The 15,092-nt window shown below is 39.6% G+C and carries 17 protein-coding genes; 6 read left to right on the forward strand and 11 right to left on the reverse strand.

Annotation, left to right across the window (positions count from 1 at the left end):
- Window positions 1-15 precede the first annotated feature (15 nt).
- Both FZC76_RS18815 and FZC76_RS18820 read left to right on the forward strand, forming a co-directional pair.
- A complete protein-coding gene (locus FZC76_RS18815) occupies window positions 16-759 on the forward strand; it encodes an amino acid ABC transporter ATP-binding protein (protein ID WP_148989712.1) in 744 nt (247 codons plus the stop codon).
- A gap of 83 nt (window positions 760-842) precedes the next feature.
- On the forward strand, window positions 843-1,118 hold the full coding sequence (locus tag FZC76_RS18820) for a hypothetical protein (protein WP_148989713.1): 276 nt from the start codon (window positions 843-845) through the stop codon (window positions 1,116-1,118).
- A 16-nt stretch (window positions 1,119-1,134) separates the two neighbouring features.
- Here the strand turns inward: FZC76_RS18820 and FZC76_RS18825 are convergent, their stop codons facing one another.
- Window positions 1,135-2,211 carry an FAD-dependent oxidoreductase gene (locus FZC76_RS18825; RefSeq protein WP_187442148.1) on the reverse strand — a complete coding sequence of 359 codons (1,077 nt, stop codon included), beginning with the start codon at window positions 2,209-2,211 and terminating at the stop codon, window positions 1,135-1,137.
- Between the two features lie 142 nt (window positions 2,212-2,353).
- Entirely contained in the window at window positions 2,354-2,554 is a 201-nt protein-coding gene (locus FZC76_RS18830) for an alpha/beta-type small acid-soluble spore protein (protein ID WP_148989714.1), read from the reverse strand.
- 261 nt (window positions 2,555-2,815) lie between these two features.
- On the opposite strand from FZC76_RS18830, the gene FZC76_RS18835 reads away from it, so the two are divergent.
- A complete protein-coding gene (locus FZC76_RS18835; RefSeq protein ID WP_148989715.1) occupies window positions 2,816-3,058 on the forward strand; it encodes a hypothetical protein in 243 nt (80 codons plus the stop codon).
- A 38-nt stretch (window positions 3,059-3,096) separates the two neighbouring features.
- Here FZC76_RS18835 and FZC76_RS18840 read toward each other — a convergent pair whose 3' ends face one another.
- The 8 genes from FZC76_RS18840 to FZC76_RS18875 all read right to left on the reverse strand — a co-directional run bounded on the left by FZC76_RS18840 (window position 3,097) and on the right by FZC76_RS18875 (window position 11,387).
- The gene (locus FZC76_RS18840; protein ID WP_148989716.1) at window positions 3,097-4,200 is read right to left on the reverse strand and encodes an ABC transporter ATP-binding protein; all 1,104 of its coding nucleotides are present in this window, start codon (window positions 4,198-4,200) and stop codon (window positions 3,097-3,099) included.
- A gap of 458 nt (window positions 4,201-4,658) precedes the next feature.
- Complete coding sequence (locus FZC76_RS18845) at window positions 4,659-5,564, reverse strand: PucR family transcriptional regulator (protein WP_148989717.1); 906 nt, start codon at window positions 5,562-5,564, stop codon at window positions 4,659-4,661.
- A 319-nt stretch (window positions 5,565-5,883) separates the two neighbouring features.
- Window positions 5,884-6,069 (reverse strand): hypothetical protein, encoded by a 186-nt coding sequence (locus FZC76_RS18850; RefSeq protein ID WP_148989718.1) that lies wholly within the window; start codon window positions 6,067-6,069, stop codon window positions 5,884-5,886.
- Between the two features lie 51 nt (window positions 6,070-6,120).
- A complete protein-coding gene (locus tag FZC76_RS18855) occupies window positions 6,121-6,333 on the reverse strand; it encodes a YheE family protein (protein ID WP_148989719.1) in 213 nt (70 codons plus the stop codon).
- A gap of 48 nt (window positions 6,334-6,381) precedes the next feature.
- On the reverse strand, window positions 6,382-7,575 hold the full coding sequence (locus FZC76_RS18860) for a YheC/YheD family protein (protein ID WP_148989720.1): 1,194 nt from the start codon (window positions 7,573-7,575) through the stop codon (window positions 6,382-6,384).
- On the reverse strand, window positions 7,572-8,936 hold the full coding sequence (locus FZC76_RS18865; protein WP_262372728.1) for a YheC/YheD family endospore coat-associated protein: 1,365 nt from the start codon (window positions 8,934-8,936) through the stop codon (window positions 7,572-7,574). The genes FZC76_RS18860 and FZC76_RS18865 overlap by 4 nt, the downstream gene beginning before the upstream one ends.
- Before the next feature lie 14 nt (window positions 8,937-8,950).
- Window positions 8,951-10,009, reverse strand: a complete 1,059-nt coding sequence (locus tag FZC76_RS18870) for a YheC/YheD family endospore coat-associated protein (RefSeq protein WP_148989721.1) — start codon at window positions 10,007-10,009, stop codon at window positions 8,951-8,953.
- Window position 10,010: 1 nt separating this feature from the next.
- On the reverse strand, window positions 10,011-11,387 hold the full coding sequence (locus FZC76_RS18875; protein ID WP_148989722.1) for a YheC/YheD family endospore coat-associated protein: 1,377 nt from the start codon (window positions 11,385-11,387) through the stop codon (window positions 10,011-10,013).
- A 118-nt stretch (window positions 11,388-11,505) separates the two neighbouring features.
- On the opposite strand from FZC76_RS18875, the gene FZC76_RS18880 reads away from it, so the two are divergent.
- The 3 genes from FZC76_RS18880 (at window position 11,506) to FZC76_RS18890 (ending at window position 14,548) form a co-directional block, all read left to right on the forward strand.
- Window positions 11,506-12,639 carry a DUF445 domain-containing protein gene (locus FZC76_RS18880; protein ID WP_148989723.1) on the forward strand — a complete coding sequence of 378 codons (1,134 nt, stop codon included), beginning with the start codon at window positions 11,506-11,508 and terminating at the stop codon, window positions 12,637-12,639.
- Between the two features lie 548 nt (window positions 12,640-13,187).
- Window positions 13,188-13,547 carry a YlbF family regulator gene (locus tag FZC76_RS18885; protein ID WP_060665311.1) on the forward strand — a complete coding sequence of 120 codons (360 nt, stop codon included), beginning with the start codon at window positions 13,188-13,190 and terminating at the stop codon, window positions 13,545-13,547.
- A 140-nt stretch (window positions 13,548-13,687) separates the two neighbouring features.
- Window positions 13,688-14,548: a Cof-type HAD-IIB family hydrolase gene (locus FZC76_RS18890; RefSeq protein WP_148989724.1), complete on the forward strand. Its 861-nt coding sequence runs from the start codon at window positions 13,688-13,690 to the stop codon at window positions 14,546-14,548.
- Between the two features lie 311 nt (window positions 14,549-14,859).
- Here the strand turns inward: FZC76_RS18890 and FZC76_RS18895 are convergent.
- The coding region (locus FZC76_RS18895; protein WP_148989062.1) for an IS3 family transposase at window positions 14,860-15,092 on the reverse strand (233 nt) is incomplete at its 5' end.

The raw sequence follows: 15,092 nt of genomic DNA on the forward strand, positions 1-15,092 counted from the left end.
AAAGGAGCTCAAGATATGATTTCAGTACAGAGCTTATACAAGCAATTTGGAGAATTAGAAGTTTTAAAAGGTATAGATTTAAACGTGGAGCAGGGGAAGGTTGTAGTAGTAATAGGGCCATCCGGTTCAGGTAAAACTACCCTCCTGCGTTGCTTAAATATATTGGAAACTCCTACTTCTGGGAAGGTGGAGATTGAACACCAATCGCTTGATTTCTCCGAAAAGGTTTCATCAAATAAAATTGCCAGCTTTAGAAGGCTAACAGGAATGGTTTTTCAAAGTTATAATCTATTCCCTCACATGACGGCCCTTCAGAATGTGATGGAAGGTCCGATTACAGTGAAAAAAGAAGCAAAGTCAAAGGTGGAAGATCGTGCTAGGATGTTGCTTGAAAAGGTAGGACTTGGGGATAAACTGGATTTTTACCCTTTTCAACTTTCCGGTGGACAGCAGCAACGTGTAGGAATTGCCCGTGCACTTGCTATGGAACCAAAAGTGATGCTATTTGATGAACCTACCTCTGCTTTAGATCCCGAACTTGTCGGTGAAGTGTTAAGAGTAATGAAGGAACTGGCACAAGAAGGGATGACAATGGTGGTAGTTACCCATGAAATGAAATTTGCCAAGGAAGTGGCTGATGAAGTGATTTTCATGGATGATGGAAGGATTGTCGAGAAGGGGAAACCAGCGGAAATATTTGAGAACCCCAAAGCAGATAGAACGAAGCAATTTTTACGTATGATTGAAAGTGGAGTTTGACTTTTTGGGATCCCCGTTACTGTTACAAGTGACGGGGATTTTATTTACTTTTAACTTCGTTGGCCTGTCTGTTTGTGGTGACGATGAAAAATGCTATAGTTTTTAAGGAAAATGCCTCAAATTTTGCTGTGATAATTTGGTTCGGACAAATTGCTTCAACCTTTGGACAAAAAACGGTGTACTTTGTAAAAGTTTTGGACAAATTTCCACGGACTACGGACAACTTTTACAGGGGCTTCGGTCATTTAGATTTTTGGTTCGGTCAAATATCCCAAAACTTTGGTCAACTTTCCCAAAACTTTGGTCAAGATTGGAAAAACTTCGGTCAAAAATCAAAAATCTTCGGACAATTAATCTGACTAAGCACAAATCACTTCAAATGTATTTCTTCATATAGCTTACATCAATCTTATTCTTGAGCTTCCATGCAAGCTTGTTGTGAGCGGTAAATCGTCCATATTGAAGTAAGGCTTCTTTATTACCTGTTGAGAGTATAGATAAAAAATGCCGTTGGGGAGAGAATGGCGTACATTTTTCTCCTTGTAGATAGCTTGTGATGTTTTTCCAAAGCAACTCTGCTTGTCTCACTGCATATACACCGTTTTTAGGTAGGTCAGGAAACGCTTCTAATGTCATGCAATCACCTGCACCGAAAATAAACGGCAGCCCTTTAGCTTGAAGAGTCTTCTCAACCAAGAGAAAGCCATTCTGATCACAAGGAAGAGAACTTCTCTTAAAGATGTCAGGTGAACTAGGGCCAGTCAACCACAGAACTTGAGAATGAGGGAGATTGCTTCCGTTTTGTGTTAAAACATGACTCTCATTCATTTCTTCTACACTATCATCTTCGATTACTGATAGTCCTTTTCGCATAGTAATTTCTCTTATCAATCTGGAAGCTTTGCTGGAGGAAGAGGGCAACAGCTTTGAAGAAGTAATCAGCGCGACATTAGTAGGGTAGCCGTTTTTCTTCCTCCAAGCAGTAATCGCTAAAGCAATTTCTACCCCTGAAGCCCCTCCTCCGACCACTACTGGAAACTCAACATTACGGTATTCCTTCATTTTTTCTACAAAAAGGTAATTTGGTTTAATTTGAACAAGATAATCCTTAAAAGAGGAAGGTCCCTCTATCAATGAGCCTGTATCAAAAGAGACTACACTGAATGGAATACTGGTCCCAGCCTTTGTCATGAGTGTTTTATCAGAAATAGAAACCTCTGTAACCTTATCTTCAATGAAAGTTACCCCTGCTTCTTCAGCCATGTATTTTAAATCAATTCTTATTTCATCTATTGAGTATAAGCCTTCGGTATATCCTGAGAACATTCCTGAGTAATATTGATACCGATTGGGTGAAATTAACAGGATGTTATGTTTAGAAAGAGTCTTCTTCCGTATATCTAATAAACACTTTAAGTGGGCGTGGCCTCCACCAACTAATACAATACTCAAAACCTATCCACACCTTCGTTTACATATTTAAATACATTTTAACTTAGGATAGTAATAATAGCGAAAAAAAAGCAAGGCACCCCAAAACTGAGGTGCCTCTAGCCATACATATAAAATTATGTTGCTACATAAAAACGAAAACTTATCTTCCGCCTAGGGATTGCTCAGCCATTTGAACTAGACGCTTAGTGATTTCTCCACCAACAGATCCGTTAGCGCGAGCAGTTGTTTCTGCACCAAGACTAACTCCAAACTCAGTTGCGATTTCGTACTTCATTTGGTCGATAGCTGCTTGAGCTCCAGGTGCTACTAATTGATTTGACGAATTGTTTCTGCTTGCCATGATGTGATTCATCTCCTCGTAATATAGTTTTGGCTGGACCAACTGGGATTGCACCAGTAAGTGCAGAGGTCTCTGCTGCCGTCTAGGCTTGGTCCATTGCTTGATAAGTTGTTACTTGTATTATAGGAATTTCATAATATCTTTATCCATTTATTTTTAGGTAATTTATGGATATTTTCTATTTCAGTATTAAGGCATATTTGAAGGTAAGATGTAAAAATTAATGAAAAGCAGAAGATGCAAGGAACTGGAGGAGCTTTTATGGAGATATGTCCGCTATGTAATGGGTTGGAAGATTATCAAGGGAATTGCGCGTCGTGCGGCAGCATGGTTGTTGATATGGGGAAGGTGACGGATTATTTGGATGATTATAGTGCGTATATGGAAATAAATCTGATGAAGATGGTGGATGGGGATTTAAATAGTTTGGAAAATCATGTTTGCGTACATTTGTTCAATTGTCCTGTTTGTCAAAAAGAGCAAATCATATCTATACAAGAATAAAAAAACAGGTCGGTTAGGACCTGTTTTTTAATACAGTATTATTTAGAACGTACACGAGATTCTGTTTCCATGTCGAAGAAGTGGCATTTGTTCATGTCTAACGCAAGTTGAAGCTTTTGTTGAGGCTTCACATCTGTACGGGAATCAACACGTGCTACGAAATCCTGGCCGTTAATTTGGGAATAAAGCATAGATTCTGCACCAAGAAGCTCAGATACTTCAATGACAGCTGTAATTGTAGTTCCAACAGATGATTCAATGAAGACTGGCTCATCGTGGATATCTTCTGGACGAATTCCAAGGATGATTTCTTTTCCTACATACCCTTGGTCACGTAGAACTTTCATTTTTCCTTCTGGAACTGCAATTTTCTGTTCGCCGATTAGGAATGTTCCATCCTCAAGTTTACCATTGAAGAAGTTCATGGCAGGAGATCCAATGAATCCACCTACGAATACGTTTTCTGGGTTCTCGTAAACTTCTTTAGGTGAACCAACTTGTTGGATGATACCATCTTTCATTACAACTAGGCGTGTTGCCATTGTCATTGCTTCTGTTTGGTCATGCGTTACATAGATTGTTGTGGTTTGTAGACGTTGGTGAAGCTTAGAAATTTCTGCACGCATCGCTACACGAAGCTTTGCATCAAGGTTGGATAAAGGCTCATCCATTAAGAATACTTTTGCATCACGAACGATTGCACGGCCTAGTGCTACACGCTGACGTTGACCTCCTGATAATGCTTTTGGTTTACGGTCAAGGTATTGTTCCAAGCCAAGGATTGCTGCAGCTTCTTTTACGCGGCGGTCAATCTCTTCTTTAGGGAACTTACGTAATTTTAATCCGAATGCCATGTTGTCATAGACATTCATGTGAGGATATAGTGCATAGTTTTGGAATACCATTGCGATGTCGCGGTCTTTTGGTGCAACGTCGTTCATTCTTTTGCCGTCGATTACGAAGTCACCTTTTGAGATTTCCTCAAGACCTGCAATCATACGTAGAGTTGTGGATTTACCGCAACCTGATGGACCAACGAATACGATAAATTCTTTGTCTTTGATGTGTAGGTTGAAGTCTTTAACTGCTGTTACGTCGCCTTCATACACTTTGTATATATGATCTAATTGTAATTCTGCCATGTGTGTTTCCTCCTATGAAATCGTTTTCTTAATCTGTTATTAGTTTACCGAAAACGCATACATTTCGTAAATGTACAAGGTGCACAAAAAAAAAGCAACGTCTTTGTGCAACGTTACTTAGGTTTTCTAAAAACGGTTGATTTCCGTTTCAGGCGCTTCGCTTGCCTGCAGGTGGGCCGTGAGCTTCCTCGCTTAGTTGGAAGCCACTGAAAAAGTCTCTGATTTATGGAGTTGTTTTAGACGCCACTGTTGATTTCCGCAAATGGCTTCGCTTTCCTAGGGGCGGTGCTTGAGCTTCCTCTGCTTCGCCTGTGGGGTCTCAAGCTACCGCTATCTCCCTAAGGAGTCTTCGCCTGTTGCTGCAATCCACAGCTAGAAATCACTAATTACTTGATATTTCATTTTTTTAGGCCGCAGGAGTCTTCGCGCCTTTCACTTCAATCAACTAGGGTTTTGCATTACATAGCGTTACTTTCCATGATTATTATTGCTAGGTAGGCGGCCATGGCTCCTTGGAAGTTTTTGATGTCTATGTCTGTCCGTTCTATGAATTTATCGATTCGGTATTGAAGACTGTTACGGTGCATAAACAGTTTCTTGGCTGTTAATGATACATTCATATTATTTTCTATATAGACTTTTACGCTTTGTAAAAGTTCTTTTTCATCATCTAGCATTGTGCCAAACATATTTTTGATATAAGAGGTTTGTTGAGCATCTATGTTTTCTGTCAGCATAAAAGGGAGGGCGTGTTGAAATGTATGTATGTTTGCCTGCTTCCTTGCTTTTACGGATCGTTCAAAGCAATTTTGTTCCCAGTGAAATATGTCTGCCAATTTTTCTTCTAAATTGGTGTATGCTCCGATATACAACTTTACATTCGTATAGAAGTCAGAAGCAGTGATGTCAATAATGTCATGGAGAGGAACAGTTTCCTCTTCTTTCACTTCAGACAGAAAGTCCACAATCACTCCGGAAGTAAAGTTTTTCCATACAATCTCCATGTCGCTATCAAAAAACGCAACTAAAGCTTCTCTCCATTCTTCCTTGTTTAATAGTGGTTCGGAGAATTCAAAATGGATGAAGCGGAAAGACCTTGGGTAAGTATATGGTGTCTTTTGGGGAGCGCGGCCAAATAATAATTCATACCACCACTGTTCCTTTTCACTCCTAGACAGTTGATGTTCTTCTACCTTTTGCAAAAATGTTTCTAACAACAAAATATCTTTTGTAGACAATGCTTCTTTTTCTATTCCAAAATATTCATTTGCTGATGAAGTGAACCATAGATAATGTGAAAAATTATATGGGGAGGATGTCTGGATAAGAGCATCGTTAAATATTTTTTTTAGTTGGTTGTACATGTTTAATCCCTTTCCTTCTAAGCTATTCCTTCTATTATATCGAAGAGGACACGGTATACAAAGGAATAAAAAAATCCTCCGAAAAAGGGAGGCCACTGAAAAAGTCTTTGATTTTAGATTTTATTTAGACACCGCTGTGGATTTCCGCAAATGGCTTCGCTTTCCTAGGGGCTGTGCTTGAGCCTCCTCGCTTCACTGCGGGGTCTTAAGCTACAGCTATCTCCCTCAGGAGTCTTCGCCTTTTGCTCCAATCCACAGCTAGAAATTACTAATTACATGATGATTCAGTTTTTCAGTGGCCTCAAAAAGGGGAAGGGTTTCATCGTTCTTCTATAGGTGGTTCTTCTTTTTCTAAATTACGTGCTTCTTCTATGTTAGTGTATTGGTCCCGTTCAAAGACAGTTCCACCTGCTAACCCTTCATTGATATACCTGTCAACATCCATGAAATATTCATCTCTGCCTTCATATTGTGGGCCTTTATCGGTCTTTTTCTTATCTTTCATAAAAATTCCCTCCTTTTTAGTTAGTTTATCTAAAGGAGGGGAAATGATTCTTCAATCGTAAACGTGAAATAGCATCAGTTCATGAATCTGAGCTTCTACGGCTTGTTTTTCTTCTTCGGAAAAGGTTTGTGATTCTGGCCATTCTATGGAACCGTTTTTGTGATAGACGGCTTTTACGGAGTGACCTTTATAAAAAAAGGAAAGATGCCATCCTGGCAGTTGGTTATTTTGATAGAAAGGTTTTAATTGAAAGTGTGAAATCATGCCTTTTCCTCCTCATGGTGTAATGACGACTTGTAACATTATTCGACATTATGTGGAGGATTCCTGCATGGAAAAACCAGATCGTTCATAGAATACCTTGGTAATATTTTCAGTTGCACGTTGCTTTATCGGAGGCTCATCAAAATCCATTGGCTTGGCATTCAATTCAAAGATAAAATGATTTCCTTCAGGTGTTATTCCAATGTCTGCCGAGAATTCCCCTATATCATCATAAAAAGAAGAAAGCTGTTTTCCACATTGGTATATAAGTTGTTCGATTGTTTCATGGTCTGTTTTAACTGGTAGCTCTTCCGTTCCCACAATTACTCCACCTGCAGGGACGTGGGTGGTTACCTGCTGTTTTTTCGCCATTCGAACGCCTACTCCTGTAATAGCAAAACGATTTCCGCTTGAGTGGGCCAAAACGCGGTAATCAAATTTCTTGCCTCTCATCGGCAATGTAGTGATGGCTTCCTGAATAATATAAGAGTTTAAAGGTTCTTCTTTTTCAAAATAACGGGCAAGTTTATTTATAGATGGAAAAAGGACGGTAGTGGTGGATGTTGACTTCATCAAGTACGTGTTTCCATTTTTGGTTATCAGAAAAACTCCTTTTCCTCTCTTGCTTTTTCTTTTTTTTATATATACTTCCGGGTAGGTCGAGAGATACTCTGCTAATGTTTCTTCTGATAGAAGGTCTGTTTTTGGTAAGTGATGTGACAACATGTCGTTATCATTAAGCTGTAAGTATAACTCCCATTTATCAAAAAAATGTGGGTTGAAAACTGGTATATGATAAAGAGAGGTAAGCTTTTCTGTTTGCTCTAAGAAAAGTTTTTCGTCCTCATATCGTGACAAGCGATTATATAAAAGATCAGGAAGTGGGGTTTGTATCTTGATCCAATGGTCGTGTGTTGGCAGATAACAAAAACCGTTTATTCCATCTTCTGTAAGTTGTTGTGGAGTAACGACCACAGATAATCCACCAGATTGTTGTATCGTTCGCTGTATTCTTTTAAAAAGACCGATATTCCCTATAAAACCATCCTGTTTGGGACTTGCCAAAATACCGATAAGCGGACCGGCTTTCATGTCCTTAAGGAGGAACGGGAAGCTAATATGCTTTGAGGTATGCTCCATTTTATATGGAACAGAAAAGTACTTTCCCAATGTTACTTTTTTACCTTCATCAAATTGATGGTACCACGTCTGGGAGGTAATCTCATAAAATAGTTCAATCATGAAAAAACACCTTCCGGATTTTTTATTGTATGCTCAGTCAAATAAACCGCATATTCAATGGACAGCTTGCGAGTTAAAATATCTTCGTTCCTCAATTTTGGATGATAGAAGATGGAACGGCCAGGCTTGGAGTTTGCTTCAAACATCCAAAGCTTGTGTTCTTTATCAAGCCCGAAATCAAAACCGATTTCCCCGATAAATCCAGGCATATGAGTATCAATGGCATTACTTATTAAAAGGGAGGCTTGTGACAATTTACTGATGACTGCTTCTTTTTCATCTTTTTCTGTAAATATTTCAGAAATCGTCTTGATCACTCCGCCGCTGTTGGCGTGGGTGGTTATGCTCCCTTTGCCGCTAAGCTTGGCAGCCATCGCACTCACAACCCAATTTCCGTGTTCATCCTTATTCGTATGAACACGAAAATCAACGAAGGATTCCTCTACTTTTAACAACGGAATACCTTGTTGAATGAGATATGAGGACAGGTCCTTGTTTTTAAGGACATGTGCCAACAGGGCTTCAAGAGAGGAAGAACGCTGCAGCTTATTAACAAAATCCTCATTTTTATAGCGAGCATAATAGGCTTCTTCTTCACGGTTATAAATAATTTTGTAAACACCTAGTCCTAAACTCCCATTTGTAGGTTTTAGGTATATGAAAGGATATTTAGATAATAATTTTTCCATTTTCGCAATGGACACGTTATTATGTGTCTCTGGTAGATAAGGGACAATATTTTCTTCAATCATAAGCTTCTGATGAATATCCCATTTGTTGAAGAAACCTGGGTTGAACCAGGGAATGGCATAATCCTTTTGCATTTTTTCTCTTGTATGTGCAAGAAGCCTATGTTTCTCTGTCCGCCTGTTAGGAAGGCGATCGTAAACAACATGAGGAAATGGGAGTGTCCTTTTTCTCCAACCCTGCTCTGTAAACATGAAGCCTTCCATCGTACCCTCTTCCCAATCAATATGATTAGCACCGAATAGAAACATATAAGCACCAACTTTTCTCTCCGTTGCCAGCAGTTTGGAGAAGAATAATGAACGTTCACCTATTGGTCTAATCATGGAGCTAGTAAACCCTGCTGTGAAAATTCCAATCAGCGGGCCAAGATGAAGTGTGCCCTCATGAACAAATACATGGATGTTACCTTCATAAGGAACAAGCAACTTTTTAAACAATGGTTCAGAAAGATAGAGAGAATGCCCTCCATGTGAGATCCCATGGCAGGCATACTGATGTGTTCCAAAAGCGATCGATTCTATATGGACGTTGCTAATCTCTTCCGGAACAAGAATTTGGTGTTCTTTTAAGTCATCTCTGCATTTAACATGTATGAGTGCTTTCAACATCATCAACTCCCGTTTGCTCACCTTTTAATAGACGACAAGTACATGCAGTACTTGCTCGGGGCTTCATAAATTTCTGTCTGTACAGAAGGAGAAGCCATTGTTACTATCTTATGACCGGGCTTTGAATTAATATCTAAAATCCATAAATTATAGTCAGGATCGATCCCAATGTCTATCCCCAATTCGAAAAGTGGAGAGATCATCTGGTCAATCGCCAAAGGAAGATGTTCTACAATGACCTGCAGCTTCCTTTCTAATTCTTCTTTTTTCGTACGTCGCAAGCCTTGAGTAATGACAGTGAAAGGAAGCATTTCCCCGCCACCGGCAAGATTGGATGTGATATGATTCTGTTGGCCTGTCCGGATACAACGCACTCTTTCCGTCCAGTTTCCTTCATCATTTTTTTGTAGAAATATCCTTAAATCAAATGGAACATCCTTTTTATTTTGCAAAGGTAGAAAAGGTTGAAAAATATACTCTGTATCCTTCATGCGACTATGCAGCCACTTTTTTAGGTGATTATCTGTCTTAAAGATATAGAGTGATTCTCCTGGTTGAACCACCTCTTTTACGATATATTGGCCATCGATCCTTTCTACCTTTATTAACCCTCTCCCTTGGGAGCCATTGGTGGGTTTAAGTAGCCAACCATTCTTTTGACGGAAGTGTGATAACAAAAATGTGACGCTTGTTAGTTTCTTTGTTAGAGGAAAGAAAGATTGAATTTCCTGTATCGTTGATAATTTGTTATAGACTTCCCATTTATTTGGGAGGCCGTATCCTAGGAACTGTACATTTTCCTGTAACTTCAATGAGTCTGTTCCTGGCTTAAAGAGTTGCGCTTCCTTGGTTCCATAATAACAACGATCATAAATAAACGAAGGAATGGGAAATGTGGAGTCCTTCCATTCCTTCTTGTTTGAAGTGTACACTAGGCCAGATACGTGAGATGTCCTTTCTGTTAATTGAGTTGGTGAAATGATGCATATCATGACACCATTTTTCGCAGCATGTTCGGCTATTTTTGTAAGATAAAAAGTCGGTTGTGAAAATGAGAGGACACCTAGGGTGATCATATTATCTCTCCTTTAAGTGTTCGTGTATAAGATATAAACAGTAGATAATAACAGCTTTGGCAGAAGGGCGGATACTCCTTGCGTTTACTGGTTGATCTAAATTCTTGGATGGTTTTGTATTTACCTCAATGATCCAAGGATGGCCAGTGGTATCAATTGCAAGGTCAATACCCAATTCTCCAAAAAGTCCATCTGAGGCAGCCCCGATTTCGTTTGCCACTTCAAGTGCCAATTCCTTTAGGAGTTTTCGAATTTGCGGTAGTTCTCTTGTGTCAAATTTCGTTCGAAGTACATGTTGGACTGAAAGCATTTCTCCTCCCTGGGCAAGGTTTGATACGAATGATCCGCTCTTTGAGGCCCTGGCGGTAGAAGAGGTAACCTGCCAACGATTATTTTCGGTGCGATGACACAGATAGCGAAAATCCACGGGCCTCCCATCTAAATGAAGAAGGTCTAACCCTTGCTGAAGGATGTATTGCCTTTTCTTGATCTCAGGAGAAAGTCGCTTGTACAAATCAGTTATACTGCTATATTTTTGGGATACTTGTTGTTGAAGGGAAGAGTAATCCAGTGTGTACCCATCTTGAGTTTTGCAAACTTTAAATATCTGTTTACCTTGACTGCCATTGATTGGTTTCAAAAAAAGAGTAGAATGAATTTCTAACCAAGATTCCAGTCGTTTGGCAGAAAATAGTGCTGTCTCTGGCAAATAAGGAGTCAAATGGTCTGCATGGACAAGCTGTTCATGTACGGTCCATTTGTTTAGGAAATGATCATTAAAGTATGGAATCTCCCATTCTTGCAATTGATCAGTAAATTCACGAAACATTTCACTCTTCTCGTTCGTACGTTTATGGAGGCGATTGTGCACGACTTGAGGATATGGAAGCAGAGCTTTGTTCCAGATGTTGTTCTCCAAGTAGTACCCCTCAATATGTCTTTCTTTCCATTGATCGTGAAGCGTGAAAACATAGAAGATAACACCGATATCTTCCGAATAGTTGGCAAGCTCCATGCAATACTCTTCAATAGATTTAAGATCGATACATTCTTCGTCCTTCATTCCTATTTCTGTGAGGAGGGCGATAACAGGGCCGATATGGAGTGTGTTCGATTCTGTGTTAAATGTGATGAGGTAAGATCGTTCCTCATCAAAAAGTAACAAAGATTTCTGGATAATTTGGTCCAGTTTCAACACGTTTTCTTCTATATTGATAGTTACGATATTACATGTCATTGTATTCCGGCTACATTGAATCGTACATAAAGATATATGTTCAGGAAGCTTTAATTTTTTTGCTAAAGTTTCACTTACTTGTATAATTGGTACAAGTGAATTATTTTCAATAGGAATTACCCTTGCAGCTAAAAAATTCATGTTTTTCCCTCATTTTTTGTCTAAGGTTAGGCTGTTTAGGAGAAACAGGGGAATTTGCCCCACAATCTATAGTATTGAAATGCAGATAAATCGGTGATTAGAAAGAGGTTGACGATAGATGGATATCTTGTTTGTTATTGTAATGATGATGGCGATTGGCGCCTTAATAGGCGGGGTTACCAATTCCCTTGCGATTCGAATGCTGTTCAGACCTTATAACCCAATCTATATCTTTGGGAAAAGAGTTCCATTTACACCTGGATTGATACCGAAGAGAAGATCTGAACTTGCAGATCAACTTGGGAAATTGGTGATGGAACATCTTCTGACTGCAGAAAGCATGAAAAGAAGATTAATGAATAGTTCTTTTCAGGAAAAGTCAGAGCAATGGATAAAAGAAGAATTGGACCGATACCTCGATAAAGGGGTAAGTGTTCAAGAAGTATTAAAGAAGTTTGGGATAGAGGACGCAGAAACCCTTTTTCAAGAAAATTTACATCAAATCGTGGAAAGAAAATATGAAGAAGTAATGGGGCAATTGCGTTCGAAACCTATTCAACAAGTGTTGCCGGCGAATATGTTGCATTCTGTGGAGAGCAATATTCCCGCAGTGTCTGAATTCATCTTGAATAAAGCAATCTACCATTTTGAAAGTGTGGAAGGAAAACGGCAGTTGTCTAAAATGATCAACGACTTTATCGCTACCCGAGGCAAATTGGGAAGTGTTGTTCAAATGTTTATGGGCAACTATCCTTTGGTCGATAAGGTGCAGCCTGAAATTATCAAATTCCTCAAGCATGATGGCACAAAAGATGTCTTAATTAATGTCTTGTATCGGGAATGGAACAAACTGAAGGAGATGGAGATGCAGGAAGTCGAAAATAAAGTTTCCAAGGAAGCAATTCTTTCCTCTCTTCATACAGTAGTAGAACGCACAGTGGATGTTCCAAAGTGGATGAACAAAACCGTGAAGGAAGCAATAGAACCTATTTATCCTTGGATGATGGAAAAGTTAATTCCTTCTGCATTCTCTACAGGCAGTGAACTTTTGCTCGAGAAATTGGAAGAACTGCTTGTAAGATTGAAACTAGAAGAAGTGGTGCGAGATCAGGTCGAATCCTTCTCTCTTCAAGAAGTAGAAGAAATGGTACTATCCGTCTCCCGTCGCGAACTTAAACTAATCACCTATCTCGGAGCTCTACTTGGTGGCCTAATAGGACTACTACAAGGATTACTAGTGCTGGTTCTTTAGAGAGTTTCCCTTTAGATTGAAGTGTAAGGTATGAGACCCCGCAGGCGTAGCTAGGCCACTGAAAAACTGAAATATTATGTTCTAGTAATCTTTAGCTGTAGATTGTAGCAAAAGGCGAAGACTCCTGAGGGAGATAGCGGTAGCTTGAGACCCCGCAGCGGAGCGAGGAGGCTCAAGCACAGCCCCTAGGAAAGCGAAGCCATTTGCGGAAATTAACAGCGGTTTTCCAATCAGCAACCTTAATTCAAATAGTTTTTCAGTGGCCTCGGCGTAGCCGAGGAGGCTCACGTCAGCCCCTTGGAAAGCGAAGTCATTTGCGGAAATCTACAGCGGAGTCTAAACATTTTAAAAAATAAAAGACTTTTTCAGTGGTCTCCAACGAAGTGAGGGAGGATCAGGCACCGTCCCACGGAAAGCGAATACCTGGAACGGAAATCTACAAGAGTAGGAAAGATTCCCCCATATGGTTTGAATGACTCTGGCATGTTTGTTATACTGGTCACTAGCATGCCTGAAAGATGGGCAAAAAAGGAAGGAATGACGTACAAATGGCAAACAACGTATACGACGTAGCGTACAACCTAGAAACAGCAGTAAAAGAAAGTGATGAGTTCAAAAACCTTCAAACTTTATATAAAGAGGTATTCGCAGACGAAACAACGAAAAGAATGTTTGAGAACTTCCGCAACATTCAACTCGAACTTCAACAAAAACAAATGAGCGGTCAAGAAATTACACAAGAAGAAGTAGAGCAAGCACAAAAAACGGTTGCAGTAGTTCAACAAAACGAAGCGATTGCAAAACTTATGGAAGCAGAGCAACGCATGAGCATGATGGTAAGCGAATTAAATAAAATCATTATGAAGCCTCTAGAAGAATTATATAGCGACGTTGATTCCGCTAACTAATGGATGAGAATAGGTAGGATTAAGACGCACTGAAACTAGTGCGTTTTTTTCTTGCCTGCAAACTCCAAAAGTTCTATTTCTCCTAATCTCCTCATACTCATATCAATAAGTACAAACATCTTAGATAAGGAGGTCTCTCCATGATATACCGCCTGCTCGCCATCAACATAGATGGAACGCTATTGAAATCAAATGGAAGATTGGCTAAGGAAACGAAAGAAGCGATAGAGTATGTGAAAAACAAGGGAGTATACGTAACATTAGTGACCGGCCGAAACTTCGCTTTTGCCAAAAAAGTGGCTAAATCCCTAAAACTTGATACGTTTTTAGTGACGCATGGAGGCTCATTTATTGCCTCTAAACTGGAGCAACCTCTTCATGTAAAGCGACTATCAGAGGATAAAACATTCAATCTTGTTCAAGTGCTCGAAAATTATGATTGTACAGTAAGGATTTTGCATGAAAGATATTCCATTGGAAACAGATTGCGTGGTGCTAATAACTTGATGGCTAGAGCAGTACTTGGTTCTAGTGATCCATTAATCTACCCAATGCAATTTGTAGAATCTTTAGGGGATACGTTAATTGATAATCCAATTGCACCACCGAAAATAGAGGTTTATTTTACAGAGCCAGAAGAAAGAGAAAGAGTGTTAACGACTTTAAAATCTGCGTTTGAGGGAATTGAAATTCTTGTTCATGCTGACGGGAAAGTGGATATTTTACCTGACGGTGGAACGAAGATGGATGGCTTGTTAGCTCTTGGTGAAGTGTTAAAAATTCTACCGCAGGAAATGGTGGTTATTGGGGATACGATGGAAGACCTTCCTATCATTGAAGTCGCAGGATTGGGTGTAGCAATGGGGAACGCCCCAAAAGAAGTGAAGCTTGCAGCTGACTGGATTACTCGTACCAATGATGAAAACGGTGTAGCCTATATGATTAAAGAACATTTCCGTAAACAGCAACGCATCGCGTTTTTAAATAAAATGAAAATATAGTAGGAGAAAGGCAGACTCTGTATGTGGAGTTTGTCTTTTTTGTTTACCAGGAAATTATAAAATAAAGGAATGCTGGAATCGTCTATAGGGTCATCTTTGTTCGTTGGGATGAAGACCTCAGTGAAGAAGAAAAAGGAGGAGAGAGGTCCTCATTGCCATAATGAAGACCTCAGTGACGAGAAAAAAGGAGGAGAGAAGTCCTCATTGCCGTAATGAAGACCTTGGTGACGAGGAAAAAGGGAGGAGAGAGGTCCTCATTGCTATAATGAACTGCCCCCCGTCAAGTAGACACTCGAAATAATAAAACAAGACTAAGCTGTCTTAGCCCTGTATTCTAAAGGGCTAAGGCCGTTTAATCGTTTTTGATAACGGTCATGATTATAAAAATGAATGTACTCATCAATCGCCTCTTTAAGGTCCTCAAACGTTTCATATTTCTCTAAATAATACTTCTCGCATTTCAATGTCCCCCAAAAAGACTCTATTGGTCCATTATCAATACATCGTCCCACTCGGGACATACTATGAGTCATCTTTGCTTTAT

It is taken from the genome of Sutcliffiella horikoshii (assembly GCF_008180725.1).
In the GTDB taxonomy this organism is placed as follows: Bacteria; Bacillota; Bacilli; order Bacillales; family Bacillaceae_I; genus Sutcliffiella_A; species Sutcliffiella_A horikoshii_B.

What these genes read in the sequence shown, in the direction of transcription:
- FZC76_RS18815 (WP_148989712.1), top strand. Translation starts at nt 16, where the DNA reads ATGATTTCAGTACAGAGCTTATACAAGCAATTTGGAGAATTAGAAGTT.
- FZC76_RS18820 (WP_148989713.1), top strand. Translation starts at nt 843, where the DNA reads ATGAAAAATGCTATAGTTTTTAAGGAAAATGCCTCAAATTTTGCTGTG.
- FZC76_RS18830 (WP_148989714.1), bottom strand. Translation starts at nt 2,554, where the DNA reads ATGGCAAGCAGAAACAATTCGTCAAATCAATTAGTAGCACCTGGAGCT.
- FZC76_RS18835 (WP_148989715.1), top strand. Translation starts at nt 2,816, where the DNA reads ATGGAGATATGTCCGCTATGTAATGGGTTGGAAGATTATCAAGGGAAT.
- FZC76_RS18840 (WP_148989716.1), bottom strand. Translation starts at nt 4,200, where the DNA reads ATGGCAGAATTACAATTAGATCATATATACAAAGTGTATGAAGGCGAC.
- FZC76_RS18845 (WP_148989717.1), bottom strand. Translation starts at nt 5,564, where the DNA reads ATGTACAACCAACTAAAAAAAATATTTAACGATGCTCTTATCCAGACA.
- FZC76_RS18850 (WP_148989718.1), bottom strand. Translation starts at nt 6,069, where the DNA reads ATGAAAGATAAGAAAAAGACCGATAAAGGCCCACAATATGAAGGCAGA.
- FZC76_RS18855 (WP_148989719.1), bottom strand. Translation starts at nt 6,333, where the DNA reads ATGATTTCACACTTTCAATTAAAACCTTTCTATCAAAATAACCAACTG.
- FZC76_RS18860 (WP_148989720.1), bottom strand. Translation starts at nt 7,575, where the DNA reads ATGATTGAACTATTTTATGAGATTACCTCCCAGACGTGGTACCATCAA.
- FZC76_RS18865 (WP_262372728.1), bottom strand. Translation starts at nt 8,936, where the DNA reads ATGATGTTGAAAGCACTCATACATGTTAAATGCAGAGATGACTTAAAA.
- FZC76_RS18870 (WP_148989721.1), bottom strand. Translation starts at nt 10,009, where the DNA reads ATGATCACCCTAGGTGTCCTCTCATTTTCACAACCGACTTTTTATCTT.
- FZC76_RS18875 (WP_148989722.1), bottom strand. Translation starts at nt 11,387, where the DNA reads ATGAATTTTTTAGCTGCAAGGGTAATTCCTATTGAAAATAATTCACTT.
- FZC76_RS18880 (WP_148989723.1), top strand. Translation starts at nt 11,506, where the DNA reads ATGGATATCTTGTTTGTTATTGTAATGATGATGGCGATTGGCGCCTTA.
- FZC76_RS18885 (WP_060665311.1), top strand. Translation starts at nt 13,188, where the DNA reads ATGGCAAACAACGTATACGACGTAGCGTACAACCTAGAAACAGCAGTA.
- FZC76_RS18890 (WP_148989724.1), top strand. Translation starts at nt 13,688, where the DNA reads ATGATATACCGCCTGCTCGCCATCAACATAGATGGAACGCTATTGAAA.